This window comes from Stenotrophomonas sp. (genome assembly GCF_036662295.1).
In the GTDB taxonomy this organism is placed as follows: Bacteria; Pseudomonadota; Gammaproteobacteria; order Xanthomonadales; family Xanthomonadaceae; genus Stenotrophomonas.
This window is the reverse complement of record NZ_JAVWXA010000005.1, coordinates 37,317-61,836: the sequence shown is the minus strand read 5'-3', so window position 1 is coordinate 61,836 and position 24,520 is coordinate 37,317. Positions and strand designations below refer to the sequence as shown.

Here is a 24,520-nt window from a genome sequence, read left to right as displayed (position 1 = left end):
AAGGCCGGCGGAGCCAATCCAGGCCGTTAGTGACAATCATGGAGGTCTCTGAAGCCCCAAGATAGACAAACTCCGGACTACGGAAACGAAATCGCCCCCGCGTCAACGGAGGCGATTGTCTCTCGCCGGAGCGAGAGATGGCGAAGCACTACGACCTACATTCGTAGGCTCCCTCAATTCCGACTTCGTGTCAAGCAGCTTGGCTGCTTGCTCGGGCACCCGTGCGTCTCCGAAGCCCATCTGGCCAAGTCGGACACTACGTCGTGCCCGCCCCTTTCCGGCCGGTCCGCTTTGGACCCGCCTGGCGCCCATTACTGGGCACAAATGGAAGTCGACGAATGCTTGCGAGTTTCGCCACAACAAGGGCGGGAGCCCCCCATCGCTGCGCGCGCGCCTCTGCCTGCGTAGATTCCGTCCGCCGTTCCCGCTGCCAAGGGAGCCGCAAATGAAAACGGATCCCCTTAACACCCTCTTGCCATTCCAAGGCCTCCGATCTGCAGAAGTGGCTCAGCCGCTCCACAACGGGCAGCGCCGGCCCATGGTGGCCCGCGAGCTTTCCGCAAGTCAGATCAAGCGCGACGATGTTTTCATGTTCTTCAGCCCCAAAGAAGACCGCCGAGTCAGTGTGCTGGGACCTCTGCAGCTGGCTCTCCGACTCCAGCTTGAATTCGATCCGGTGGTGGCCGCAGCAACCGAGCGCCCCCGCTCCATCCCCGTAGGCACCGAACAAGTAGAGCTTCACTTTTGGTGGCAGTACGTAGGCGGAAGTGAGTTCTACGCTCTGGTAGTACCAAACGCGCAAACGGTACCGGGTACCGACGGCCAGCGCCGCCCCCGACAACTAGATCGCCTCCAGGCGGCCGCCCGGGATGCGTCGATCGCGCTCAAACTCATCACGGAGGACCAGCTTAAGAGGCCTGAGGGTAGAACCGAGCTGTGCTATCAGCTCTTGGGCATCTGTCAGTCCGCCCGCGATCTCGGCAGTGCCCTGATTCTCAGGAACGAGGTCGCGGCCGTCGTCAATCGGAGCGGGCGTATCACGGCCAATGAGCTGTTTGGAGAGTTGGGCCATTTCCCGCAGACACATGTCCAAGCCGCCCTGGTAGAGCTACTGCACATTGGATATCTCTCCACAGACGCAAATCCACGCATGTCTGGCCGCGCACGGGTGTGGAGGGCGGAAGGATGAGCAGCAGGGTCACCATCGAAGATAGCAATGCTATCCGTGCCACCGCGAAGCCTGATGAAGCATCGGTTCGCCCAGAAGATCGCGAAGCCTTTCGCGCTCGAGTGGCGGCGTTGGACAGCTGTCTGGATGGCGCGACAGTCCAGGATGCATCCAAGCGCTGGGGTGTTCCGCGTAACACCGTGTCCCGAATGATTGCCAACGCGTGCCTTCTCGATGAAGCGCACGCCAGAATCGGATACCGGGCATGCGTGCCACACATGCGTTTCAATCAGTCAGAGCGGAAAGCTGCCATCGTCCCGGCCAGTCCGCACGCCTTTGCCATTGACGCCGTCCTCAGCGCCGTTCCGGAGCTTCGAAAGCTCGTCGAGAGCTTCCGGGGAACTTTGCCAACCAAGACGAAGCGTAGTCCAGGCTTCGATCGACTACACAGACAAGTCACCAAAGTACTCGGCCACCAGGGTTACGGAACGATGTATCCCCTAAACACTGGCGACCAAGGGCGTCGGCGGCTGATTCAGTACATCAAGAGGCTCAGGGGAGCGCGGCAAGCAGAGATGACTGCCAACCTTGCAGAGGACCCGAGCGCTACCCGGATCGAGCACCTGCTTACCATTCGGCCCTTTGATCGCGTCGAGTACGATGAGCATGTGATCGACATCGACGCATGGGTCGCCATGCCGATGGCTGATGGATCTTTGCGATTCGAGAAAATCAGTCAGATATGGCTGCTTGCGATCATTGATGTAGGTAGTGGAGCCGTCCTCGGATGGCGTGTTGTCACTGGTCGGAAGTACGACCGGCATGACGTGCTCGCACTGTTCGCTGAGGCAATGGCGCCATGGGTGCCGCGAGAGCTGAGCCAGAGCGAGATGCAGTACTCGCCAAACGCTTGGATGCCCTCAGCGTACTTGACTGACAACACAGTGATGCGCAGCACCATGGTAGCCATGGATAACGATTCCTCGCATTTGGCCAAGCAAAGCGTGGACAACGTCATGGACCATCACATGGGGATCTTGCATTTCGGTCGCTCTGGCATGGGAGAGGGCCGACCCCACATTGAGGCCTTCTTCAAGAGGATCGAAGATGGCCTGTTCCGCTATGTCGCAGGTGGATATTCGCCCGCTACAGATATCAATGAGAAGCAGATTACGAGCACCTTGGAGGGCAAGGATTACCCTGTCCTTCTGGAGGTCTTTGAGGACCTTGTGGACACTTACGTTACGGCATATAACGTAACGAGCCGGTCTACACGTGAGCCAAGGTCACCTAAACGCCTGATTGACGAGCATCTCGCCAGCGGCGCGTGGGTTTGGCATGCGCCGGGAGCAGCGCGGAACATCCGTCAGATGACAGTTTTTCGGAAGCGCGTGACGATACGGGGATCACAAGGCAAGGGCATTCCACCCGTCGTCTATCTTAACCATGCCCGCTATCGCTCACCCAAGCTCTTCGGTCAATGGGATCTCATTGGCAAAACGTTTGACGCGACCTACGAGGACTGGCAGGACGTCCGGTTGCTGACGCTCTGGTGGAAGGATGGAAAGCGGATGGTGACCCTGCACGCCATGCCGCCTTACTCGGAATGCGCCCATACGCTCTCCGTCAGGCTTCGCGCAGCAAGATGGGCCAAGCATCCCGAGGCGAAGGATCAAGAGTCGTTTGACGTCATGGACAATGTGCGCGCCTACCATGACGCGGTTCGTAAAGCCGCTACGGGCATTAAAGACCCCGGCGCGAGGCTCGCCGCCGGCGAGGTTCCCAATGCTCCTCAGACTCGGAAGCTGGAGATTGAGGCCCCTCTGAAGGGGGTGCGTCAGGGTCTCACCACCATGAGGCTCCGCTAATGAACAATCTCATGCCTCTCTCTTCCCACCCAATGAGTCAACGGGTTCGCCCGACGATCCAGACGTTGCCGGTGGTCCGCCTGGCGCTGGCCACGTCAGTCTGCCTTGAGTATGGCCGGCCCAGCCTGCGCGTCATTGGCGATGGGCGTGCAGGCAAGTCCACTGCAACATTGATGCTGGAAAACACAACGTCGTGGCGCCCCTTCTCGTGCGGCTTCCTTCGTATGGTGGTTGGACGGCCAGCCGTCGCCAGTGAGGCGAACTTCTTTCGGGAAGTAGCCCTAGGGTTGGGCATGAAGGTGCCGCGGATCACCACCACACAAGACTTGCTGTTGCGCATCATCCGTGCTTTTGAACAAGAGGCAGCCCGCTCTGCGGCCGAGGTGGTGATGCTGGCGATCGATACAGCCGAGAACCTCACGTTAAAGGACTACGAGCACCTCGCAAAGCTGCAGAACCACTTCTTGGGCAGCGTGGTCCAGCCCTTCTTCCTGTTCATCCACCAAAGCGACAGCCAGATCGAGGGTGCTGATGATCTCGGCAAGGCGGCACCGCCTCACCTGTATGGAAGGTTCTTTGTTGATAGCCACGACTTCACGGGGTTGCTCTGGACGATCCCGCCGGAGGATTCTGACCAGGATGCCTGCGATGTCGCCTTAGCTTTTCGAGAGTTTGATCAATCAATGAGGTGGCCTGAGATCACGGGCCCGACCTATACAGAGGCATTCGCACCGCTAGCCTATAGCGCCGGTTGGCGACTGGAGAAAGAGACCGATGCGATAAGGCGGCGCATTGAAGTGCTCTGTGCAACGCACGGGTATGCGATGAGCAGGGACTGGCTCATGGTTTCCTTCAACGCCTTCGTGTTCGATCTGTTGACTAAGGTCGCAGCCGGACGTGCTGAATTTATGGCCCTTGCCGAGGATGACATTGACACTGCCCTAAAGCGTAGTGGCTTTATCGGCTTTGAGAGTGCAAGGCGCAGGTCGTCACGATGAGCGCCCCCCCCCTCCTCCGCGGATCATTGGTTGGTGATGATCTGAGCCTTGTGCCTTATCAATCGGCCTTCGGCTGTGCAGTCCGCTTGGCACGCCTGAACCAGGTCAGAGTTCCTGCTGAGTACAAGGAGCTTCTCGGCATCAAGACAGGCACATCTCAGACCCTGCTGCATGCACTGTCAACGTCTCGCGCTCAACAGGAGGCGCTAGCAGGTGCGCTCGGTATGGCGCGGCCTGCAGAGTGGGAGCCGGCGCAATGGTATCCGTTTCAGACCAGCATTCCGAGCGAGACCTTATTCTCGCGATTTCGCTATTGCCTTGCGTGCATCAGGCTGGGCTTTCATTCGATCTTGCAGCAACTGCCCTGGATTGACGTTTGTCCATGGCACCGAACGCGTCTGCGCGTAGGTTGCCCGCGCTGCGGGCAGGAGCCGTGCACATCCGCGAGATCTGGAATGCGATTGTTGACTTGTGTCTGCGGTTTTGACCTGGTCAACGAGTCGGCATCGGCTCTGCAGCGCGTCGCAGCCCGGCGTTCGGCAGAGATGCAGGCGGCCTACCTGGAGTGGTGCGGTCATGCGAGGAAGAGTGCACACGTGATTTTTGTACCTGGAGTCTCGATTAGCCGGGAACAGCTTGGCCGATTGATTGATCTTCCACCGTGGTTACGAGACCGGCCCAAGTCACACCATACAAATGTCAGGTCTTACTGCATCAGTAAACGCACAACAACACCTCACACGTCGCACGAACTTGGGAGTCTGGCGCTCGGTCGGGCGGTGTCCATTGTTGATTCCCAATTCCCGGCATTTGGGCACATCTCAGTTAACGTGGCCAAGATGTCCGGCGTACCTCGGCTCTCAATGTTGGACCACGTCCGCCTTGGGTTGCCCGAGCCTCTGGGTAGCGAGAACCCGATCGACCCTGCGCGGCGTGGGGTCTTCGCGGTACTGATACTCCAACCTCAGCTTTTGCACCCTGTGCAAGCTGCATTTCTGCTCCGGATGAATGAGGCCTACGATAGACATGGCGACATTGATGACGCGCCAACTCATCGCACGACCACCACACTGGTTCATAGGGTCCACGATGCTCTGCTCTGCAGGGCCTACGCAGAAGGGATGATGGTCGTGGCGTGCGGCACCGAGGGTGACAGCTTGCCGCACCGGTATCGGCGGCCCTCTCCTATCGGCTTGATGGTGTTGGACTCAGATCCTCGGATACGCACAGTGTTGTAGGGCCGCCGCCCCTTGTGACCGCGATGGATCGGATTGACACGGGCATAAGCGCGTTCCGGTTAGGGCCAATGAGATCGCCAACAAGCTCGTCGAGACTGACTGGCTGTCTGAGCGAAGGCGTGGCGCAGTGAAAATGCTCACGGTGCGGCCTGTCGTGGCGCAGTTCTTCAACATCCTCTGCGACTTTGCCACCCGAGAGCAGGAACTCCTTGGCAGCAAGTTCCGATCCATCCTGCTGAACCTCAAGGCGGTCCACAGCGGAGAGGCTGGTGGAGAACAGTTCGTGGAAGCCGCCAGGCAGGCCAAGCAATGCATGGCGCATATCGTCAACACCGCCTGCAAGGTTCAAGACGTCATGGAAGAGCTCTTGCGTAGATCAACCGCAAAGGAATTCGTAAAGGGATTCTTCGAAGAGTACGTGCAAGGGCTTTTCATTGCCGACTACAGCGAGCTTCGAACACGGGCGGAATGCCCTCCCCTGCTTGGGCGAGTGCGTATTCCAAGATACTGGAAGCATGTTCGCCTTCGATCCAGATCTTCCACTGGGGCGATATTGACGCTGGCGGCTTCCGAATAGCCGCCCGCATTAGAGAAATTGTCCCTGCCACGCATCAGCTCCTGCCATGGTTGATGGATCCTAGGGAACTTCCGCCCTCCATTGAGAACCAAGAGACAGAGCCTGCGACGAAGTCCGCTGTGGTGCGACACGCGATGCGTGCTGGCTGGCCAGACTTGGTGGCTGGGCTTGATGAGAGGTGTATTGAACAGGAAGCGATTGAGTCGCGCTTGCCCTCACGATGAACGGCCTCCGGCCCGCCGCGACAAGAGACGCTGGCAGGTACCGGTGACCGGGGACGCTCAGATGAGGGTCGCATCTACCAAGTACTAGGCACGCCCGACCGCATTGCCAATGCATCATGTGTTACTGCATTTCTTTGCCGATGCCCCAAGATGGCTGCAGGATGTTGCTTATGCGCCAAGTTCGCTGCATTGCGTGGATCGATATCCGTGTTTGCGGCATTGAGCCATGCAGAAATCTGGTGCATTCGAGTTGATGCGCCCTTGTAGATCAATAACTTGCAAGTCACGACCATTGGCGCGTGCAACAATTCGTAGAGAACGGCGGTTGGGCATGGGTGACCCCGGTGCCGGCGCCGAGCCTTCAAATGTGGTCCACATGTCGCGTGGGCCACGACGCCCCAAGCGCGGATGAAGCGTTAACCGTAGGGGCGACGCCCCTACCCCCCGCCATCCGGTGCAGCAGCCGGATCTGCGGGTGAGCGATCAGAAAATGCAACTTTCAACTCGCGATCACCGCTGAACACCGCGAGAGCGGCATCACGCAAGTCCTCGTTCTTGCTCTCGTGCAGACCATGTGCGACGGGAGAATATGCGCCCCTTCTGAGCTGAACTCGATCAAACTGGTAGCCTAGATCGGTTGCCATCTTCTCCAACAGATTGACGAAGAGTTCGTCGCGCCGAGCGCTAGCAACCTCAGGGGTCATTTCGTTCCGCTCAGAGAGGAAGTCAAGATACTCCCTCCAAGCCGCAAGAACGTCCCGCTCTCCTATCTTTCGACGCTTCTCGGATTCACCGTAGAAGGTGACCTCAATCATGTTCAGCCCACGCACGTGTTCCTGAGCCAGCCGAGAGCCTCGGGTGGCCATAAGCATTTCAAAAAGTACCTTCTTTCGCCCGTGGGCTGCAGTTCGACGCTCAAGATACTTCTGCGCCTGGACGGCCAGTATTGGCCCCAACAAGGTCGCCGCCACGATTAGGCCATCGCTTATGGTTGGTTCGATCATCGCCTACCCCCTGTAGTCGTAATTGGCTCAAGGAGATAGGAAATTTGGACAGTTTGCAAGCTAGCTGCCGCTATAGCGATTTTGAACGGACTCCGGGAACGTGGCCATCGGACGGTTCGCGACGCCGATGATGGTGCCGCCAGACGGGGTGGATGCACGGACGCCGACGCCGCCCCCACTCGCTGCGCTCGCAGGTTCAGCGCCGCCGTTCTCGCGGTCCAACCGGTATAGGCGTGCCTCAGGCTCTCGTCGCGGTGCCTGCCGAGGCCACGCGGTAGCGACCGACTCGTATGTCCTGGCGCTGATCGTCACGCCAAACACGGCCACCTTGACCTTGTACCCCATGGCAATGAGCTGGTCGAAAGTGAGCTGATCGGCGGTGTTGCCCGAGCTATCCACCCATTCGACCATGCCGACTTGGCGCTCACCCATGCTGGCCCGGAACACGAGCCGGATGCGGTTGACGTTGGTCAGCTCGGCCACGTATCGCTGCTCAATGGTCATGCCGGCAAGCGGGTCGGGCGGAGGCGCTGCCTTGGGCATCATCGGCATGGCCGGCGCGGGGTTCGCCGCGGCTGGGCCTGCCGCCCTCGCCCCCGGCACGGCCTGCGCCTTTGCAGCGCCCTCGCCCGCTGGACCGCCTTTGAAGAAGAAGCTGATGAAGAAGTAGGCCCCCATCAGGCCGACCACGCCGAACAGGACGCCGCGCAGGGCCATGGCGCGCCACACGTTGGTCCCGCCCTCATCGTAGACCTCCGTATTCTCCGCGCCCACCGCATAGCCGTGGTAGAGCGGATAGATGCCCGGATCGTACTTCTCGGTCTTGCCGCCGACCTTTTCGTACTTGCCGGGGCTGGTGGTGTGCCAGAACGTCACCCGATAACGCGACTTGAGGCCCACTGCGGTGAGCTTCTGAAACACGTTCTTGCGCTCGATGCGAGCGCGCACCGCCTGATGCACGCGGTTGATCCACTGCGTCATGATTACCGCGTCGCCGCCGTTCTGGCCCAGCAGCGCCCAGAAATTTTCGACAGCATCCGGCAACGGCAGGCGCTGGGATACATAGAACTCGTGGACCTCATCGATCACGACGAGCGAATCCTTGAACTGATCCGGGATGCACCACTGACCGGTTTCAGCGTCCTTCTCGCAAGCGAAGAGCTTGGACACGTCCTTGGTGTCAACCAGCACAAGCAGATCCTGCACCTCATCCAAGGGCATGCCCAGGTATGCGGCGATGCGCTCGTGGCTGAGGCCGTTGAGGCGCGCGAACACGCGGCGTCGCTTCTTGAGATTGGGCAGGATGTGGTTCTTTACCGCGTCATAGCTCTTGCCGGCACGCGGCACACCTTCGTTGAATACGAGCATCTCACCATTTCCCCAACGTCAGTATCTTGCGCATCATTCGGAAGGTGATCGCCGCCGAAATCAGCGCGAAGCACTCGGCAACCTGGAAGGTCTCCACGAACCAGCCAACGACCGGCCCGGCCTTGCCGAGCATCGCGTTGAGGCTGTTCTGCTCCAAGAACTCCGGCACTGGCAGCATTTCAAGCACCAGCGCTACAAGTTCAAGGGACTGATCGATGGCGAAGAGGACCAGGTCTTTAAAGAACAGCACGATGGCGTCCCAAAGACGTTCGACCTGCTTGCGCAAGAACTCGCCGAGGTCGCCAAGCCAACCGGCGTGCATGAGGGTCAGAAGTAGGTTCATCACATCAACGCAATTTTGGCCGCCTGATAGGCAGCGATCGAAAGAAGCACCCATCCCATCAGGGAGAGCATCTCGGCGAACTCGCCGCCGCAGTGAACGTCGAGCGTCATTGCCTGCCAGTAGTCGCTAGCGGCCAACTCAAACACCGGGCATGCGCCGCCGACGTTGATCACAAAGAAGCCGGTTGTGGCCTTGAAAATGTCCGACTTGGCAACGCGGTCTTTGAACTTGTTCAGAACCTCGCCAACGTCGCCAGTGGAATACTCTTGGGTGTAAAGCGGTCCACCCCAGTCACCGGGGGTGCCGGGGTCCGTGCCACCCTCGCCGGGATCAGTGCCACCTTCCCCCGGATCGGTGCCACCGCCCTCGCCCGGATTTGTGCCGCCGCCCTCCTCGGGCACGCAGATGCCTCCAACTTCCTTCTCGCCCTCATCGCACTCTTCCTCTTCCTCTTCTTCTTCCTCGTCCACCGGCACAGGCTCTGGAGCATCCCCTGCCCCACATGTGGAACCGGTCGGGTCGTAGGCATGGCCGCTAGGGGCTTCCACATCGAGCGAACTGCGGTACATGCAGCCCTCATAGCAGACGTTGACCGATCCAGCCGTTGGACCACCCTTCCAGTTGAACTCCGTCGCCCGTTGACTGCACATGTAGATGAAGTAGTGCATGAAGTATTTCGGGATGGCGACATACAGGGTGTTGCCGGATCGACAGTTCACGGCGACGCTGAAAGAGTTGCCGGACTGCGAGTAGGAGGGGGTGAGCTTCGGGCCGTAGTAGCTCATGTTGGGGTAGTTGACACTCGGCCTGCACAGGAACGGACCTACTTCGTTCGCGCTGGCAAGGGCAACCTGATACGCCCGTCCCTCGTCGCACCAGTCCTCAAAATCGTCGCACTCCTGCGACCCCTGCTGGGCATGCGCAGTCTGCGGCACAACGGCCCCTGCAATCACCAGAAGCAGCGCGAGGATGACGCGGATCATTGAGCCAGCCCCAGCGCGACGGCGATGCCGCAGAGCGCGCTGATGAATCCGGCGAACAGACAGACAATCATCACGAAACTCCTTTTCCATTGGCCTGAAATGAAAAGGGGGAGGTCGCCCTCCCCCGCTTCACTTACTTGCCGAAGAACCCGGCGACCTTCTTGCCGCCCCAGGTCGCGAAGCCGACCACTGCCATGATCGCGCACGCTCCCAGCACGGCGAGGGTGGCGGTGGACGCGTCCAGGCCGCTGAGGATGTTGCTGAAATCGATACCGTTACCGCCCATGGTGAATCTCCTTTTCTGTGATTGAGGTTGATGCCGGTCATGCTTTGTTGAACACCGCCGCGACGGAACCGGCAATCCGCGCGACGACGAAGAGGAAGACGATCAACCCGAACGGACCAGCCGCCCACGTTGCCAGCACCTCTTTGTCTGGAATTTCGAATGCCTCAGCGATCAAGGCGACGGTGGAAGCCTCTGCCCCGCTCAGCAGCACGTAGCCGGTGCACTCGGCCACGGGTTGCCCCGTGGGCACGACGGTCCCGTTCTCAGTGAATGCGACGCAGAGGCCCATGGCTTAGGCCTTGACCGGCGGCGGGGCCGACTTGGCCACCAGCGGAATCAGGTCCACGTAACGCTTGAGCGTCAGATCGCCGTACGGGCTGAGAGCGAAAGACTTGGGGTCGATGTCGTACTCGCCAGCCGGATAGGCCGGGCGTTTGCCGAGGCCAACGCGGAACGGCAGCTCGAAGTCGTTGCCCAGGTCGAGGCCGACCATCTGGGAACGGATGATGGTGCCGGTCTTCTGGTTGTGCTCTTCTTCGACGGCGGCGGATTTTACGCGGCAGATGGGCATAGTTCTTCTCTCACGAATTTGTGTAGGGCGTCACCCTTGGCGATACCTCTGAACCTTCCGGGGTGACCGTCGCGGAGGATGAGGGCTTCGGCGACGTCCGACCACGAGTGGCCATATGCGCCGCGCAGAACATTGAGCCAAGGACCAACGGCCCGATGGGACCATTTGATTGCGGCCATGGCAGAAACTTCGACTTGCTTGCGGATCGTCTTAAGGCGGGTGCACACACCTTGGATAAGCTCGCGCATGACGCTGTACGCGCCGCGCAGATACGCGCCGGGGTTGAGCAGCACCTCAAGCGGCACGTCAACGTGCTTGCCGTACAGCCGCACCTCTGCGCGCACCCATGGCGAAGACGGCAAGCCCAACTGCTTACCCTTTTCGTAGACGCAAAGCTCTTTATGGCCTTTACCGCCGATGTAGAGCGTCGAGCCGGTGCCGTGGCCTTCGTCGGACATGAAGCGGTGTTTGGGCGGACAGCCACCCTCACAGAAATCACCAGCGGCGGCGCGCTCACGGAGCGCATGCACGTCCAGGCGGGTGCCTTCGTAGTCGTCGTGGGCGCAATCAACGCGGCTGATTTTGGCGCGCAACTGCTGGGAAGCCTTGTAGGTGGTGCGCCAATTCTTCACCCACTTGCAGCCTGCGCCGGTCAGGCTCACGCAGATGGTTTCCTTGTTGCCGCCAGCGCCGATGCGCCCGACAAGCTCACCCTCGCGGTCGATCAAGACGGCGGACAGGGTGTAGAAATTCCAGTTCTTCTCGCGAAGCGGACCGGCGCGAACTTCACCCCGGAACCCGAACAGCTTGAACAGCAGCAGCTCAATGTTGGAGCAACGAAAGTCCTCAACAGCGGTTTGGGGCATCACAAGTGTCAGGTAGTCAATAATTGCGGTCTGCTGACACTTTTGGCCCGTGTTACTCCCCGGGCCAACCTGCCCTGCCCCTTCGCGACTTTCCACCGGCCCAGCCGGTAAAAACTGCTGTGCTACGCGAGTAGCACACTCAGCCGCAGCGCGACCGCGCGCCCAAAATTCACTCTCTCCAAGCTGCATGCGTGCGGAATCAGTCACGGGGCTGCACCTCGCCCTGAGTGACGCAGGCGCAGGTGCGGCGGCAGTAACAGTGACCGGGCACGCAATGCGGCAGGCACCACAGCCGCTGATACGCGCTATCGAGCAGAACAGGGCGCGAAATAACCGCGAGCCATGCAGCGCCGACAAGGACGGTAGTCGCGAGCAACCCGAGGGCGATAAACACCGCCTCACCATGGAGAAGCTCGCTGATGATGGACCACGCGGCGTTAGACATTCCGCGCCTCGATACGAGCGAGGTCGCGGGCGGTTCGCTGGGCGAGCTCGGCGCGTGCCAGGGCGACGTAGTTCTCGCCGCGAACGACGCTTGATCGACGGTCTGCGAGGTAGTCCAGCAGCGCCCCGCCGAAGCGGACCGCACCGAACGCGAGCGCCATGCAAGCGCCGACCAAAGAGACGATGCAGAGGACGGCGCTCACAGCGCACGTCCCTTGCGGTGGCGGATGTAGGCAAGCAAACCCTTTACCGCCAGAAACACCAGAACCGGCACCACGAACACGAGAGGATCCATCCGCCCTACCCCATCCCTAGCCCCTAGGAACCCCGCCAGCGCCCTAGGGGAGCGGCTGGCGGGCGATGTCAGCAGTGTGCTGACATCAGGGCGCGAATGTATGCTGGGTGCTGACACTGTGTCAACCGGGTGCTTACATGAGCCAGAGCTACGACCTTTTCTGCCGCTGGAAACACGTCAAGAAGATCCAGAGCGACAACGCTGGCGCCATCGCTTTGGGCGTGACCCGCGCGACGGTTTCTAGCTGGAAACAAGGGAAAAACGCGGAAATCCAGTACATCGAGCAGATGGCGTTGGAGATCGGTGACAGCCCGGAAACGTGGTCGGCTCTGGTTATGGCCGAGCGCAGTAATTCGGAGGCCGAGAAAGCGGCTTGGAAGAGAATTGCGCAGAAGTTGGCATCGGTCGCCATGGCCCTAGCGCTGGGGGTCGGCCTCGCCTCGCCTCGCGACGTACAGGCGGCCGTGGGCGGCTTTGATGCGGCACCCTCTATACATTATGCGAAATGCCGTAATGGCCCGTCTGGCCCGTCTGGCGCGGTTTGTAGGCTCCGGCTGGCGCTGGATCAAACTCTGGATCGGCTCTTGCTTCCCTACTCGTCCCCCAACAAGGACGAGATCCAAGCATGAGCGAGATGGACCCGCACGAACGTATAGACCTGACCGGCCCCTGGGCCGGTTTCGGCTTTGAGGGAGGCCACAGGTTCACCCCCGAGGGTCACAGCCTCGAGCCCTGCGACATGACCTGGTGGTCGCTGACCTGCAACATCGCCCGCGAATGGAGGCTGATGATGGAGGAAGCCCGGCCACGGCAGGCTCGTTCGCTGGCGGCCGGAAAGCGGTGCGCCACGTTGGATTCCAGCGTCGTATACCCGCGCGAGTGCGTCAGAAGCTGCGCGCCTGCCTTGGCCTCGTAACGGCTGCTCGTGGTTGCTCGTGGCGGCAGTCGAGTAACCATACAGGCGTGCGCCGACTCGGGTCTGCAGGCAAATCGATGTAGAGGCCACCATCGTCCTCGGCATCCTGCATCCAAGTGTCGTAGACACCCAGCGCACGTCCATCCACGAGGCCCTCAGCCCCATAGCCGGTGAGGTCAGAGGTGATGCGGTGGGTGGCCTGGCCGCTGACGGCCATCTGGCCGCCCCAGAAGGTAAGATCGCTGCCCGCCTGCATCACGTTGCGACGCCCCTGCCCCGCCAGTTGGTCATTGACGCGGTGATGCGTGCCCAGGCACTGGCCAGGTTGCCATCGCCGCGCTGGCGCTGGGCGAGGTTCGGCTCACCCACCCGCTCGTGCAGGTCCAAGTTGTTCGTCATCGCCCAGCGAGGTGTTCATTGCCAACAGGCCGTTGTTGGCGTGGAAGTTGCCCTCCACCGTAAGCGTTTTTATCGCCCGTCGGAGACTCGCAGAAGTGCCTGCGGCAGCGGCCTCGATTCAGTGCAATGTCAGATTTCGCAGGACACGATTACGTGACGTTAACGGCCTCGCATTATGCTCAAGCCCTCATTGAACCGCCTCGAGGCGCAACCACATGACCAAGCTGCACACCCTGATGCTCACCGGCTGCCTGCTCGCCCTCAGCCCGTTGGCCTCGGCCGAAACGGTCAACCTGACCAACAGCGCCGACGGCGCCAACCGGGACGCCGGCATCACCGCGGTCAAGAAGAAACTGCAGGACGCGTGCACCGACCGCAAGGGCTCGCCTAACGCCGATTCGTTCGAGGTGGTGTTCGAGAAGACCAGCGAGAATCCGAACGTGCCCAAGCCGTATTACGTGGACGGCAAGATGCAGTGCGAGTTGCCGGGCTGATCCAGGCCCGTATCCCATGCCATCCACGGTAGGTCCATCTTCCTGACGACGCAGCCGCAACGCAGCGGTCCTTGGCCGCTTGCGTGGGCAGCTACCGGCGCCCGCGCTGCCTGCCCGGGCCGCCGGCATCGACGGATTGCGCCGCTGTCGATTCCGGCAACAATGCGGTTGGCGGGGGCGGTGCAGACGGCTCGGGAGACGGGAGAACCACGACATCGATGCTCCAGCCTGCCACGACAGCATGCAGTCGCTCTCGCACCCTGGCGACCTCCTCGTCAGGCATCGAATGTGGAAGTTCGGCAATCATGCGGCGGTGGGCCGTGTCAGCGGCAACCCGCGCGGGAATGCCATCCAGCAGATCGTGTACGCGCGCTACGGCCAGACTATCCAGCTCGCTGCGCAGCTCGCCGGTCTGGGTGGACAGCAGGTTGACCGCCAGGCGCAGTCCATCGAGATCAACGCGATTGCGTCGCCCGTCCTCGTTGGCCTCCAGCGTTTGCCGGATGCGGATGGATACAGGCTTTGGCAGGCGGGCCTCCAATCGCCCCGACAGCTCACGCTGCGCCTCGGTGATGTAGGTTGGCACCATCGCCACCAGGTCGACCGCGTAGCCGTCGCCGGAGCGCACCACGGACATCTGATCAATCGATGCACTGTGGGAAGCGAGGTAGGTAGATACCACGGCGCGAGTCTGGTTTGCCGTCCATGTCTGTTCACCGATGTCGCGCAGCGCAAGGCCCAGCGGAATCGCCAGCAGGATGAATGTCGAGGCGATGACCACGGCCTGCCAGGCGGTGTGGCGTGGAGAGTTCTCCATCCCGAAACCATACCACTTGGCAATCAGCGTCACGCTCAAGGCAATGGCCAGCAGATTGGTCATGAACAGAAACAGCGCCCCGCTGGCGATTGCCCTGTCGCCGATCGCCAGTCCGAAGGCGACCACCGCCAGAGGAGGCATCAGGGCAGTTGCGATGGCGACGCCCACGATGGTCTCGCCCTTGCGCGTGATTACTGCATAGCCGCCTGCCAGCCCGGACAGCAGGGCAACGAGAAGATCGAACAACGTGGGCTGCGTCCGCGCCAGGATTTCGCTGGTCGCGTCGCGTAGCGGCGAAAGCCATACGATGCACATGGCCGTTCCCAGGGCCAGCACCAGCCCCGCCAGCAGTGCCAGAAGTGCACGGCCCATCATCCTGAAGTCGACGACGCACAGCGAGAATCCCAGCTGCACGATCGGGCCCATCAGCGGTGAAATCAGCATCGCGCCAATCACCACCGCGCCGGATGACTGGATGAGGCCGAGGATGGCAATCCCACACGACATTACGGCCATGAAGGCGAAGCGTGGGGTCAGCCCCCCCGCTTCGCTTACGTTGGACATGACCACCTGGTGGTCGATCGATGTGAAAAGCAGCGAGCGCCATTGGCGCCAGAGCTGGAACCCCTTCACCAATGGCACGGACAATAGAGATCTAAGGGCATTCATTGTTCTGTCCTGGGGTGTTCTGTCCTGGGGAGTGCGGCGGCGGTCGATGGGAGACAAAAGCAGCGCGGGATTGCACGCTGCTGCCTTGGGCCCATCAATCGAACGCCATGCCGAAGCCCACGCTCAGCAGCGGCTGGTCACCGCGGGCAACCGATACCCCGCCGTTGAGGTTGTAGCGGCCATCACGGCTCCAGCGCGACAGCCCCAGCGCCAGGGCCGACTCGCCGCGATAGGTGGCCGTGCCGAAGTTCAGCGTGACCTTGCCCGGCAGGTTGGGCGTGACCTGCACCAGCGCGGCGGAGGCCGCGATGCCGCGGTTGATCTGCCGGGACATGTGCGATGTCTGAACGCCCATGGCCTGCTCCATCGCCTCCACGCGCTGGTCGGTATAGCGGTTCACCGATGCCATCTGCTCCTGCAGCTGTGCGACGTTGACCGCGTCGGTATCGGCGCTGCCGGCCGCCACATGGGCGATCTGCCGCTCGCTGCCGGCATGCCCGACCGACACGCTGTCGGCACGATCGGCGATGGCATCCGAGCCAAGCGCCACGCTGTTGTCCGCACGGCCCTGCGCGCCCGAGCCGGCGGCTACCGCGCCCTGCCCGTCGGCCACGGCCGGCGCGCCATCGGCCACCAACGCGTCGTTGCCGGTGGCGCCGTAGTACGGCATGTCGGCCGGGGCGGCGTCTGCCGGCTGCCCGTCCAGCAGGGTGACACGATCCTGCAAGCCGTCCAGCTCACGCCCGATGCGGTCGCCGATCACCGCCAGCTGGCCGCCATTGACCGCCTCGCGGCTGCCCCGCTGCACGCGGCCGTCGGCCACGTTCGCCAGCACGGTGCCGGCGGTCCCCGCGAAGGCGACCTGCGAGCGGTTGCTGCCGGCCACGTAGCCGACCGTTTCGTTCACCTGCCCGTCCTCGCCGACCAGCCCGGCCGACTTCAGCTGGCGCAGGTTGACGGCATCGGTATCGGCGCTGGCGTCGGCCACGTGGGTGATCTGGCGCTCGGCACCAGCACGCCCGATCGACACCGCGTTGGCGCGGTCGGCGACGCTGCCAGCGCCCAGCGCAACGGCGCTCTCGGCGGTGGCTTGGGCGCCCTGCCCCAGCGCGATGGCGCCCGCGCCGTCGGCTCGTGCCGAGGCACCGACGGCCAGCGCGCCGGCGGCATTGATCGAGGCATCGTCGCTGCCGTCACCGCGCCCGTCCACTTTGAGGTAGCGGCTGTCTTCGGGCTGCGCGGCCGACAGACCGTCCTGCAGCTGTGCCAGCGTCACCGCATCGGTGGCGTCGGTGGCAGCGGCCAACCCCTTCACCTGGCGCGCGCCCGCGGTGCCGGTCAGGTCGACCACGCTGCCGGCGCGGTCCGCGGCCACCGTGATGCGGCCGCTGGTGGCGTCCTGGCGGACCAGTCCCGCGTCGCCACCGTTCCAGGCATCGACCTGGCCCTGGATGTCCAGGATGTCGTCTTCGTGATCGGTGATGCGCAGGTCCAGGGCCTGCAACTGCCCGTCCACCGCGCCCAGCGCAGCCCCTGCATTGTCGTAGCGCCCGCCCTGCACGACATAGGTCGGGCCGGTGACGTTGCCGGTGGCGACATCGATCTGCGCGCCGCCGCCCAGCGCGGCCACCACGGCCTGCAACTGCTGGCGGTTGACCACATCGGTGGCGTCGGTGCCGTTGGCCACGTTGACCAGCTGGCGCATGCCGACCGCGCCGCCGCCCAGCGAGACGACCTGGTCCCGATCAGCGACCGAACCGGCGCCCAGTGCCACTGCACCCAGGCCACTGGCCTGCGCGCCGGCGCCAAGGGCGACGCCATTCTGCCCGGTCGCACGGGCGTCGGCACCCAGCGCCAGCGACTGCTGGCCACCCGCTTCGGCCCCGCTGCCCAGTGCGGCGCTGCCGGTGCCACCAGCGCTTGCGCGCGCGTCGATGACGCCCGCGTTCGCCTGGAAATAGCGCTGGGCCACGCCCACGGCGCTGCCCAGATCGACCAGGTCGGCGCGCTGCGCGCCATCCTGCGTCTCCAGCGCTTGCAGTGCGTCGCCGACGGTATGCACGGTGGTGCCGACCACGTGGAACTCCGGTGCGCGCAACGTGCCGTCTGCCGCCACGCCGGCACCTGCGCCCAGCGCAGCGGCTGCGCTGGCCACACGGGTATCGGCCTGGGCCTTGTTGATGGCCTGGTCGTCGGCAACCGCATCGGCCACGCCGGTCAGACGCCGGGCGCCGGTGGTACCGGCGAAACCAACAGCGCTGCCATCGCGATCAGCACCGACGGCGAGGTCGGCGCCGGGCATGGTCTGCTGCACCACGCCCAGGGTGCCCTGGCGGATCCGGGTATGCAGGTCGTTCACCGTCACGTCGAGGGAGGAGACGCCGTCATCAAGGGCGCTGAGCGCGCTGCCGATCGTGGTATGGGTGCCCCCCTGCGCAAGGGTGAAGTGCGGCGCCACCACGCTGCCGTCGGGCGACACGCTGCCGCCGGTCGCCTGCAGCAGGCCCTGCAGCTGCTGCAGGTTGACCACGTCATTGACCTGGCTGCCGTCAGCCAGTTGCGCGATGCCACGGCGCAGGGTCGTCGAACCCATCGCCACGGTGGCATTGCCGCGGCTGGCCGAGCCGGCCCCGATGGCCACACTGTTGGCATGCGTGGCACGGGCGCCTGCACCGATCGCCGCGGTGTACTGGCCCGTGGCAGTCGCCGCGCGCCCCAGGGCGATGCCGCGCTCACCGGTGGCCGCGGCCGCCGCGCCCAGGGCAGTCACCACGGTGCCGCTGCCATTGGCCTGGAAACCGATCGCGGTGGCATTCCACGTGCTGCGGGTGCTGGCGCCCAGGGAGGTCGCGCCGCTGGTGCCCGAGCCGTTCTGGCTGTCGGCGGCTGCGCCGTAACCGATCGAAACCGCATACGAGCCCGCGGCAACCGCGTTGCTGCCGAGCGCGACGGCGCTGTTGTTGGCGCCATTGCTGGCAGGGCGCGCAACGGCGTTGCTGCCGATGGCGATCATGTTGATGCCGTTGACGCTGGCAGCGCTGGCATTGCTGCCGGCGTTGACCACCAGCAGGCCGTCACTGGTAGTGGCCTGCGGCATGGCGCCGCGCGGTGCAACGCACGCCCCGTCGATAAGTTCGTACGGGGCGCTGCAGAGCGCCTCCTGGATCTCATGGGCGAGCGCGGTTGGCGCAACCACGGCCAGGAGCACGGCGGCTACGGCGGCACCCGCACGACGGCGACGGCCGCTGGCCAGTTCGGATGCGACTACCCACGTACCGGTAGCCACGTTCCAGACAACGCGATAGATGCAGTTCATGGTCGTTCTCCGAGGGCGCGGACGCCCGGTTGGGGGGTGCGGCAGGTCGCTCCCGCCATACCTGGATGCTAGGCAAGCGCCCCCCGGTGGCGTATCGGACGCGGCTTAAAGCGCGTCCGGCTACACCCGTGAAATGGTTGGGTATTCAGTTACTTGCTGGCGGGCGCGGCGGGTTCGCCGCGCCCGGGGCCCAGGCTCAGTCGCCCAGCACCACGCCGACGCCCATGCGGAAGATCGGCGTGTCGCCACGCGCCATCGAGGCGCCGCCGTTGACGTTCACGCGGCCGTTGTCGGTCCAGCGCGACACGCCGACGCCCATCGCCGTTTCGCTGCGGTAGTTGGCGAGGTTGGCGTTGATGGTGGTCTTGCCGGGCAGGTACGGGGTCATCGGCGCCAATGCTGCCGCCGCGGCGATGCCCCGGTTGGCCTGGCGGTTGACCTGGTCCAGGCGCCGCTCCATCCCGGTCCAGGCATCCTGTACCCGATCATCGGCATAAGCGTTGGCGTCGTGCACGCCCTGCTGGAGCTGGCCGACATTGACGGCATCGGTCGCCTGCACGCCAGCGGCCACGTTGGTGATCTGGCGCTCGCCCCCTTCCCGGCCGACCGAAACGCTGTTTTGGCGATCGGCCACCGAGCCGGCGCCCAGCGCAACGCTGTCGTCCGCCACAGCCTGTGCGCCAGCACCGGCCGCCACGCTGCCCTGGCCGATTGCCTGGGCCGGGTTGTCCCCGGTCTGGTCGCCCGGCTGCGGATTGGCACCGTAGTAAGGCGGATTGCCGCCATTGCCACCGCCGGCATCGCCCGCTTCCAGCGCGCCCACACGGCCGTCCAGGTCGCTGATGCGGCCCTGCAACTGGTCACGCAGGGCGGCCAGCTGGCCCCCGTTCACGGCCTCACGGCTGCCGGCGCCCACGCGACCATCGGCCACGTTTGACAGCACCGTGCCCTGGGCACCGGCGAAGGTGACTTGGGCGCGCTGGCTTCCCGCATCGTAGGTCACGGCATCGAGCATCTGGCCACCGTCGCCGACCAGACCTGCGGCCTTCAGCTGGCGCAGGTTCACCGCATCGGTGTCTTCACTGCCGTCGGCCACATGGGTGATCTGGCGCTCGGCACCGGCTGCACCCACCGAGACGCTGTTGGCACGCTCGGCGATGGCGCCAGCGCCCAGCGCCACACTGTTGTCACCCAGCGCGACCGCATCCTTGCCCAGCGCCACGCTGGACGCCCCATCGGCCTGCGCGGAGGCACCGACGGCCGTCGCGCCCCGGCCACTTGCCCGCGCATCGTCACTGCCATCACCGGCACCGTCCACGCGCACGTAGCGGTTGCCGGTGGCGCGCAGGTCATCAACGGCCGAGGTCAGCTGGCCCAGGTTGACTGCATCGCTGGCGCTGCTGCCGGCGGCCACGCCCTTGAGCTGGCGCGGGCCATCGGTGCCGGCCAGGTCCACCACGGTCCCGCCGGTGCCTGCACCGATGGTGATGGCGGCGTCTGCGGCGGACTGCCGGACCAGGCCGGCTTCGCCATTGCCCAGTTCCACCAGGTCCTGGCGCAGCTGGGTGATATCGCCTTCGTTGCGGGTCACCCGGCCATCGATCACGGTCAGGCCGCCATCCACCGAGGACAGTGCGTCGCCCACGTTGTCGAACGTCTGGCCCTGCACGTTGTACTGCGGACCGGTCACGACACCGGTCAGTGCATTGTGGGCCGCCCCGCCGCCCAGGCCATCGATCACGGGGCGCAGCTGCTGCACCGTGATCGCGTCGGTGGCCTCGGTGCCGTTGGCCACGTTGACGACCTGGCGGGTGCCGTTGCCGCCCATGCCCCAGCCGACGGACACGACATTGTCGCGGTCTGCTTCGGCGTCGGTGCCCAATGCGACCGAGTTTTCGCCGCTGGCGCGGGCGTTGGCACCCAGCGCGATCGCCCCTGCGCCGGTGCTCGCCCGCGCGCCCTGGCCGATGGCCACCCCATGGCGGACGTTCGCGGCGGCACTGGCGCCCACCGCGACGCTGCCCTGCCCGGTCGCCGCGGCGTCGTCGCCGGTCCCGGCGCCGTCGGCCTTGAAATAGCGGCTGCCTTCTTCCAGGGCATCGCGCAGGTCGGCCAGGCCCTGGCCGGTGCTGCCAAGGCGACCGTCCAGTGCGGTCAGTGCGTCGCCCACGTTGGCATGCTGGCTGCCGCCCACGGTGTAGCTGGGCGCGCTGATGCGGCCCTGCGCATCGGCACTGCTGCCGCCGCCCAGCGCATCGGCCATGGAGGCCGACGCGGCCTGCAGCTGGCCCAGCGTCACCGCTTCGTCAGCCGCGGTGGCATCGGCGACCCCGGTCAGGCGCCGGGCGCCGGTCGTGCCGGTGAAGGTCACGGCAGCACCGTCGGTGCTGGCACCCACGGTGAGGTCGGAACCCGGCGCGGCCTGCTGCACCAGGCCCACGGTGCCGTTGTCCAGCGAGGTGCTCAACTGGTTCAGGGTGGTGGTGGTGCTGGTCAAGCCATCGTCCAGCGCTTCCAGCGCCCCGCCCACGGTGGTGTGGGTGCCGCCATGGGCCAGCACGTAGCTGGGCGCGGTGATGCTGCCATCGGCAGCCACGTCGGCGCCGCCGCCCAGCGCCTGCACGCCAGCGCGCAACTGCTGGACGATCACCGCATCGTTGGCCTGGGTGCCGGCGGCAACGTTGACGACCTGGCGGCGCAGGGTGCTGCTGCCGACCGAGACGGTGTTTTCACGGCTGGCAACCGCCGTGCGGCCGATCGCCACCGAACCTGCGGCGGTAGCCTGGGAGGAGCCGCCGAGGGCGATGGCGCCTTCGCCACTGGCGTTGGCATTGTCGCCCATCGCCACACCCTCTCGCGCAGTGCTGCGGGCAGCCCGTCCGACGGCGCTCGCACCGTCGCCGCTTGCGCTGGCGTTGTAGCCCACGGCCACGCTGTTCCAGCCCGCGGCGCTGGCGTTGGCGCCGACCGCCAGCGACCCGGCCGCGCCCTGCGCGTTCTGGCTGCTGGCGCTGGCCCCCATGCCGATGGCCACCGCGTTGTTGCCCTGGGTGGTCGCGTTGGCGCCCCAGGGCGATGGCATTGTCGGCATTGCCGTCCGCATCGGCCAGGGCGCGTGCATTGTTGCCGATGGCAATGGCGCCGATCCCGGCGGCCGTGGCAGCGGTGCCCGAGCCATTCACCTTGACGTACTGGTCATCCACCGCAGCCTGCACCCCGATGGTGCGGGCCAGGGGGGCGGTGTCGACGTTTGCGTCGGCATCGATGGCCACGCAACGGCCCTGCGCATCGCGCACGCCCGTCTGGTCGGTGGGGAGCTCACAACGCGCCGGTTCGGCGTCGGCCGCCCACAGCGGCAGGGCCAACATCAGCAGGCCAGCGGCGGCCAGGCCGCGGGCAGCGCGGCGGCAACCCTGCTTGGTGCGGCCGGTGGCCAGTTCCGAAGCGACCACCCACTTGCCGATGGCCGCGTTCCACACAATCCGGTAAATGCTGTTCATGATTCTCTCCGTAGGCGATGTGCCTGCTTTGTCGGGCGGGTCGAAGGCGGCCGATGCCGCGTCTACGGACAAATGCTAGAAAGCAGTGGCCCCGTGCCGAATCGGACCGGGCCTAAATGGCATCTGGGATGGCGGCGAAATGCCCGCCGTTCATGCGCCTGACTCAGTTGTAGGTCATCGAGACCGTGATCGGCCGGTTGACGGTGCCGGCGGCCACCGTGGCCGCGCTCTGCACGAAGCGCACGCGAAAGGCGTGGGTGCCGGCGGCCGTGGTCATCTGGGCCAGGCCGCCGGGCGCCAGTCGGGTGCCGGTGGCGGTCCGCTGCAGTTCGATGCCGATCCCGGCCACGCCCTGGAACAGCGTCGCATCGGCGCCGTCGGCAGTGCCGGCAAAGCGCAGGCCGACCCGGCTCACCAGCGGGTCGCACTGGCTGACCACCACCGAGACCGCCTGGAAGGGCGTGGTGAAGGCGCCGGTGAACTGGGTGGCCTGGTAGGTGCCCAGGTCCACGTCGGCGACGGCAATGCGGCACACGCCAGGCAGGATGGTGCCGGTGACGTTGAAGTTGGTCGTGGTCGTGGTCTGTGCCGATGCGGTGGGGGGCATCAGGAAAATCGCGGCCAGCGCAAGGCCGGGGATCGACAGGTGCATGGACATTCTCAGTTATAGGTCAGGGACACCGTGATCGGGCGCTGGATGCGCCCGGCGGCGACCGGGGTGGCCGATTGCAGCAGGCGCGCACGGAACGGATACGTGCCTTCGGCGGAGGCGTAGTGGGTACTGCTTCCAGGCGGGAGCGGCACGTTCAACGAGCCGACTACGCGCACAAGCTCCACGCCTACGCCTGGCACGCCCTGGAAGAGCGCTCCGTTGTCGGTATCGGCGCTTCCGTCAAAGGCCATGGTCACCCGGCGCACCAAGGGATCGCAGTCGCTGACGGTGCCGCTGAAGTCGATGTAGGCGGTACCGTAGCTGCCGGTGAACAGGTTCGCCTGATGCGAACCCAGGTCCACGTCTGGAAAGGCAACGCGGCATGCACCCGGCAGGATCTCGCCGGATACGGTGAACGGCTGGGTGTCCTGGGCATAGGCGGGGGCCACCGCCAAGGACAACAGCAGCAAGCGTGCAATGGAATGCATGGGGGGGTCTCAGTTGTAGGTAACCTGCACGGTGACCGGCGCGCGGAGGGTGCCGGCCGAGACCGTGCCGGTGCGGACCAGGCGTGCGTACAGCAGGTGGCCAGCTGCGGGCGTTCCGCTGGTGAGCCAGTCGAACCCGGCCTGGTTGGGGGCCAGCGTCTGCTGGGCCGGGGTGTACAGCCACACCGCCAGCCCGCGTACACCGCCGGCAGCGGGGATGGCGAAGTAGCGTGGGTCGCTGCCGTCGGCAGCACCGGCCATGCGGATGTGCAGAACCCGCAGGTCGCTGCCGCAGCCGCTGCGGCTCAAGGTGAAGCCGACCGCCGGCGACTGCGGGTTGGCGGTGAAATAAGGCGCATCGAAGGTGCCCACGTCGACATCGGCGACGCTGATCTGGCAGGTGCCCGGCTGGAAGCGGCCGGTGAAACGCAAGGTCAGGTCGGCCGCCTGCGATGTCAATGGCAGCAGCAGGTTGAGCGCAGCCAGCAACAGCACGACACGCATCTCAGTTGTACTCCAGGGTGATGGTGGCCGCGCCATTGGCCTGCCCGGAGGATGCGGCCGCGGCCAGCCGGTAATAGCGTGCCCGCAACATGATCGTGTACTGCGCGTTGTTAACCTCGGTCAGGTTCAGGCCGGCATCGCGCATGGCGTTGAAGCCCACCGAGTCGTCGGCCTGCGTTCCGATCTGGATGCCGATGCCGGTTGCGGTCATGTTGATGCCGTCGTCCTGCAGGGCCATGACCGAGCGGGTGCGGTCGGCCACGGCGGTGACCGGGTCAACGCGGTAACGGATACGGTTGTCCACCCGCCCGTTGGCGGTCTGTACCGTGCCGGTGGTCAGGTGGCCGCGGTAGCGACCGAAGAACGCGGGGCAGTTGCGCAGGACCACGGCCACGTCGACCCAGCCGGTGGCGGTGCCCACCGTGGGAATCTCGCTCATCTGGTGGATGCCCATGTCCACCGGCACATCGCTGGCGCTGCACGTGCGCGAAACAATGTTCAGGCTGCCCTGTACGCGCCCGCTCCACAGCAG

General features: G+C 64.5%; 25 protein-coding genes and 1 pseudogene. 7 read left to right on the top strand and 19 right to left on the bottom strand.

The features are described from left to right. The first annotated feature begins 445 nt into the window (after window positions 1–445). The 4 genes and pseudogenes from RSA25_RS02040 to RSA25_RS02025 form a co-directional block, all read left to right on the top strand. Entirely contained in the window at window positions 446–1,189 is a 744-nt protein-coding gene (locus tag RSA25_RS02040) for a hypothetical protein (RefSeq protein WP_332807255.1), read from the top strand. Continuing rightward, window positions 1,186–3,036, top strand: a complete 1,851-nt coding sequence (locus RSA25_RS02035) for a hypothetical protein (protein ID WP_332807254.1) — start codon at window positions 1,186–1,188, stop codon at window positions 3,034–3,036. Before RSA25_RS02040 ends, RSA25_RS02035 begins: the two co-directional genes overlap by 4 nt. Continuing rightward, on the top strand, window positions 3,036–4,034 hold the full coding sequence (locus RSA25_RS02030; RefSeq protein WP_332807253.1) for an ATP-binding protein: 999 nt from the start codon (window positions 3,036–3,038) through the stop codon (window positions 4,032–4,034). Before RSA25_RS02035 ends, RSA25_RS02030 begins: the two co-directional genes overlap by 1 nt. A 1,308-nt stretch (window positions 4,035–5,342) precedes the next feature. Further along, window positions 5,343–5,849: pseudogene (locus RSA25_RS02025) on the top strand (Wadjet anti-phage system protein JetA family protein); the annotation flags it as partial. 661 nt (window positions 5,850–6,510) lie between these two features. Here RSA25_RS02025 and RSA25_RS02020 read toward each other — a convergent pair. The 10 genes from RSA25_RS02020 to RSA25_RS01975 form a co-directional block, all read right to left on the bottom strand. Further along, window positions 6,511–7,077: a DUF6680 family protein gene (locus RSA25_RS02020; protein ID WP_332807252.1), complete on the bottom strand. Its 567-nt coding sequence runs from the start codon at window positions 7,075–7,077 to the stop codon at window positions 6,511–6,513. 60 nt (window positions 7,078–7,137) lie between these two features. Beyond that, window positions 7,138–8,445 (bottom strand): zonular occludens toxin domain-containing protein, encoded by a 1,308-nt coding sequence (locus RSA25_RS02015; protein ID WP_332807251.1) that lies wholly within the window; start codon window positions 8,443–8,445, stop codon window positions 7,138–7,140. Between the two features lies 1 nt (window position 8,446). Continuing rightward, window positions 8,447–8,788, bottom strand: a complete 342-nt coding sequence (locus RSA25_RS02010; RefSeq protein WP_332807250.1) for a phage coat protein — start codon at window positions 8,786–8,788, stop codon at window positions 8,447–8,449. Beyond that, on the bottom strand, window positions 8,788–9,771 hold the full coding sequence (locus tag RSA25_RS02005) for a hypothetical protein (RefSeq protein WP_332807249.1): 984 nt from the start codon (window positions 9,769–9,771) through the stop codon (window positions 8,788–8,790). The genes RSA25_RS02010 and RSA25_RS02005 overlap by 1 nt, the downstream gene beginning before the upstream one ends. Before the next feature lie 133 nt (window positions 9,772–9,904). Continuing rightward, window positions 9,905–10,057 (bottom strand): hypothetical protein, encoded by a 153-nt coding sequence (locus tag RSA25_RS02000; protein ID WP_332807248.1) that lies wholly within the window; start codon window positions 10,055–10,057, stop codon window positions 9,905–9,907. A gap of 37 nt (window positions 10,058–10,094) precedes the next feature. Further along, complete coding sequence (locus tag RSA25_RS01995; RefSeq protein ID WP_332807247.1) at window positions 10,095–10,346, bottom strand: hypothetical protein; 252 nt, start codon at window positions 10,344–10,346, stop codon at window positions 10,095–10,097. Between the two features lie 3 nt (window positions 10,347–10,349). Next, a complete protein-coding gene (locus RSA25_RS01990; protein ID WP_332807246.1) occupies window positions 10,350–10,628 on the bottom strand; it encodes a single-stranded DNA-binding protein in 279 nt (92 codons plus the stop codon). Beyond that, window positions 10,610–11,701: a replication initiation factor domain-containing protein gene (locus RSA25_RS01985; protein ID WP_332807245.1), complete on the bottom strand. Its 1,092-nt coding sequence runs from the start codon at window positions 11,699–11,701 to the stop codon at window positions 10,610–10,612. Before RSA25_RS01985 ends, RSA25_RS01990 begins: the two co-directional genes overlap by 19 nt. Further along, a complete protein-coding gene (locus tag RSA25_RS01980; RefSeq protein WP_332807244.1) occupies window positions 11,694–11,939 on the bottom strand; it encodes a hypothetical protein in 246 nt (81 codons plus the stop codon). The genes RSA25_RS01985 and RSA25_RS01980 overlap by 8 nt, the downstream gene beginning before the upstream one ends. Further along, complete coding sequence (locus tag RSA25_RS01975) at window positions 11,932–12,141, bottom strand: hypothetical protein (protein ID WP_332807243.1); 210 nt, start codon at window positions 12,139–12,141, stop codon at window positions 11,932–11,934. The genes RSA25_RS01980 and RSA25_RS01975 overlap by 8 nt, the downstream gene beginning before the upstream one ends. Window positions 12,142–12,370: 229 nt before the next feature. Between RSA25_RS01975 and RSA25_RS01970 the strand changes: the two genes are divergently transcribed. Both RSA25_RS01970 and RSA25_RS01965 read left to right on the top strand, forming a co-directional pair. Next, window positions 12,371–12,862 (top strand): DUF3693 domain-containing protein, encoded by a 492-nt coding sequence (locus RSA25_RS01970; protein ID WP_332807242.1) that lies wholly within the window; start codon window positions 12,371–12,373, stop codon window positions 12,860–12,862. Continuing rightward, complete coding sequence (locus RSA25_RS01965; protein ID WP_332807241.1) at window positions 12,859–13,149, top strand: DUF3653 domain-containing protein; 291 nt, start codon at window positions 12,859–12,861, stop codon at window positions 13,147–13,149. The genes RSA25_RS01970 and RSA25_RS01965 overlap by 4 nt, the downstream gene beginning before the upstream one ends. A 255-nt stretch (window positions 13,150–13,404) precedes the next feature. Here the strand turns inward: RSA25_RS01965 and RSA25_RS01960 are convergent, their stop codons facing one another. Then, the gene (locus RSA25_RS01960; RefSeq protein WP_332807240.1) at window positions 13,405–13,548 is read right to left on the bottom strand and encodes a hypothetical protein; all 144 of its coding nucleotides are present in this window, start codon (window positions 13,546–13,548) and stop codon (window positions 13,405–13,407) included. A 215-nt stretch (window positions 13,549–13,763) separates the two neighbouring features. Between RSA25_RS01960 and RSA25_RS01955 the strand changes: the two genes are divergently transcribed. After that, entirely contained in the window at window positions 13,764–14,042 is a 279-nt protein-coding gene (locus RSA25_RS01955; RefSeq protein ID WP_332807239.1) for a hypothetical protein, read from the top strand. A 91-nt stretch (window positions 14,043–14,133) separates the two neighbouring features. On the opposite strand, the gene RSA25_RS01950 is transcribed toward RSA25_RS01955, so the two are convergent. From RSA25_RS01950 to RSA25_RS01915, 8 genes are all read right to left on the bottom strand, one after another. Further along, a complete protein-coding gene (locus RSA25_RS01950; protein WP_332807238.1) occupies window positions 14,134–15,528 on the bottom strand; it encodes a DUF389 domain-containing protein in 1,395 nt (464 codons plus the stop codon). Between the two features lie 94 nt (window positions 15,529–15,622). Next, the gene (locus tag RSA25_RS01945; RefSeq protein WP_332807237.1) at window positions 15,623–18,625 is read right to left on the bottom strand and encodes a YadA-like family protein; all 3,003 of its coding nucleotides are present in this window, start codon (window positions 18,623–18,625) and stop codon (window positions 15,623–15,625) included. Window positions 18,626–19,040: 415 nt separating this feature from the next. Then, entirely contained in the window at window positions 19,041–21,686 is a 2,646-nt protein-coding gene (locus RSA25_RS01940; protein ID WP_332807236.1) for a YadA-like family protein, read from the bottom strand. Further along, on the bottom strand, window positions 21,574–22,344 hold the full coding sequence (locus tag RSA25_RS01935) for an ESPR domain-containing protein (RefSeq protein ID WP_332807235.1): 771 nt from the start codon (window positions 22,342–22,344) through the stop codon (window positions 21,574–21,576). Before RSA25_RS01935 ends, RSA25_RS01940 begins: the two co-directional genes overlap by 113 nt. Before the next feature lie 163 nt (window positions 22,345–22,507). Then, window positions 22,508–22,996, bottom strand: a complete 489-nt coding sequence (locus tag RSA25_RS01930; RefSeq protein WP_332807234.1) for a fimbrial protein — start codon at window positions 22,994–22,996, stop codon at window positions 22,508–22,510. A gap of 8 nt (window positions 22,997–23,004) precedes the next feature. Then, window positions 23,005–23,484: a fimbrial protein gene (locus RSA25_RS01925; RefSeq protein ID WP_332807233.1), complete on the bottom strand. Its 480-nt coding sequence runs from the start codon at window positions 23,482–23,484 to the stop codon at window positions 23,005–23,007. 9 nt (window positions 23,485–23,493) lie between these two features. Then, window positions 23,494–23,988 carry a fimbrial protein gene (locus RSA25_RS01920; protein WP_332807232.1) on the bottom strand — a complete coding sequence of 165 codons (495 nt, stop codon included), beginning with the start codon at window positions 23,986–23,988 and terminating at the stop codon, window positions 23,494–23,496. A gap of 1 nt (window position 23,989) precedes the next feature. Then, window positions 23,990–24,520: fimbrial protein (locus RSA25_RS01915; protein WP_332807231.1), on the bottom strand; the 531-nt coding region annotated here is incomplete at its 5' end.

Excerpts from the sequence above, each read along its gene's own strand:
- RSA25_RS02040 (WP_332807255.1), top strand. The coding sequence starts at position 446 with ATGAAAACGGATCCCCTTAACACCCTCTTGCCATTCCAAGGCCTCCGA.
- RSA25_RS02035 (WP_332807254.1), top strand. The coding sequence starts at position 1,186 with ATGAGCAGCAGGGTCACCATCGAAGATAGCAATGCTATCCGTGCCACC.
- RSA25_RS02030 (WP_332807253.1), top strand. The coding sequence starts at position 3,036 with ATGAACAATCTCATGCCTCTCTCTTCCCACCCAATGAGTCAACGGGTT.
- RSA25_RS02020 (WP_332807252.1), bottom strand. The coding sequence starts at position 7,077 with ATGATCGAACCAACCATAAGCGATGGCCTAATCGTGGCGGCGACCTTG.
- RSA25_RS02015 (WP_332807251.1), bottom strand. The coding sequence starts at position 8,445 with ATGCTCGTATTCAACGAAGGTGTGCCGCGTGCCGGCAAGAGCTATGAC.
- RSA25_RS02010 (WP_332807250.1), bottom strand. The coding sequence starts at position 8,788 with ATGAACCTACTTCTGACCCTCATGCACGCCGGTTGGCTTGGCGACCTC.
- RSA25_RS02005 (WP_332807249.1), bottom strand. The coding sequence starts at position 9,771 with ATGATCCGCGTCATCCTCGCGCTGCTTCTGGTGATTGCAGGGGCCGTT.
- RSA25_RS02000 (WP_332807248.1), bottom strand. The coding sequence starts at position 10,057 with ATGGGCGGTAACGGTATCGATTTCAGCAACATCCTCAGCGGCCTGGAC.
- RSA25_RS01995 (WP_332807247.1), bottom strand. The coding sequence starts at position 10,346 with ATGGGCCTCTGCGTCGCATTCACTGAGAACGGGACCGTCGTGCCCACG.
- RSA25_RS01990 (WP_332807246.1), bottom strand. The coding sequence starts at position 10,628 with ATGCCCATCTGCCGCGTAAAATCCGCCGCCGTCGAAGAAGAGCACAAC.
- RSA25_RS01980 (WP_332807244.1), bottom strand. The coding sequence starts at position 11,939 with ATGTCTAACGCCGCGTGGTCCATCATCAGCGAGCTTCTCCATGGTGAG.
- RSA25_RS01970 (WP_332807242.1), top strand. The coding sequence starts at position 12,371 with ATGAGCCAGAGCTACGACCTTTTCTGCCGCTGGAAACACGTCAAGAAG.
- RSA25_RS01965 (WP_332807241.1), top strand. The coding sequence starts at position 12,859 with ATGAGCGAGATGGACCCGCACGAACGTATAGACCTGACCGGCCCCTGG.
- RSA25_RS01960 (WP_332807240.1), bottom strand. The coding sequence starts at position 13,548 with ATGACGAACAACTTGGACCTGCACGAGCGGGTGGGTGAGCCGAACCTC.
- RSA25_RS01955 (WP_332807239.1), top strand. The coding sequence starts at position 13,764 with ATGACCAAGCTGCACACCCTGATGCTCACCGGCTGCCTGCTCGCCCTC.
- RSA25_RS01950 (WP_332807238.1), bottom strand. The coding sequence starts at position 15,528 with ATGAATGCCCTTAGATCTCTATTGTCCGTGCCATTGGTGAAGGGGTTC.
- RSA25_RS01945 (WP_332807237.1), bottom strand. The coding sequence starts at position 18,625 with ATGCCGCAGGCCACTACCAGTGACGGCCTGCTGGTGGTCAACGCCGGC.
- RSA25_RS01940 (WP_332807236.1), bottom strand. The coding sequence starts at position 21,686 with ATGGGCGACAATGCCAACGCCAGTGGCGAAGGCGCCATCGCCCTCGGC.
- RSA25_RS01935 (WP_332807235.1), bottom strand. The coding sequence starts at position 22,344 with ATGAACAGCATTTACCGGATTGTGTGGAACGCGGCCATCGGCAAGTGG.
- RSA25_RS01930 (WP_332807234.1), bottom strand. The coding sequence starts at position 22,996 with ATGCACCTGTCGATCCCCGGCCTTGCGCTGGCCGCGATTTTCCTGATG.
- RSA25_RS01925 (WP_332807233.1), bottom strand. The coding sequence starts at position 23,484 with ATGCATTCCATTGCACGCTTGCTGCTGTTGTCCTTGGCGGTGGCCCCC.
- RSA25_RS01920 (WP_332807232.1), bottom strand. The coding sequence starts at position 23,988 with ATGCGTGTCGTGCTGTTGCTGGCTGCGCTCAACCTGCTGCTGCCATTG.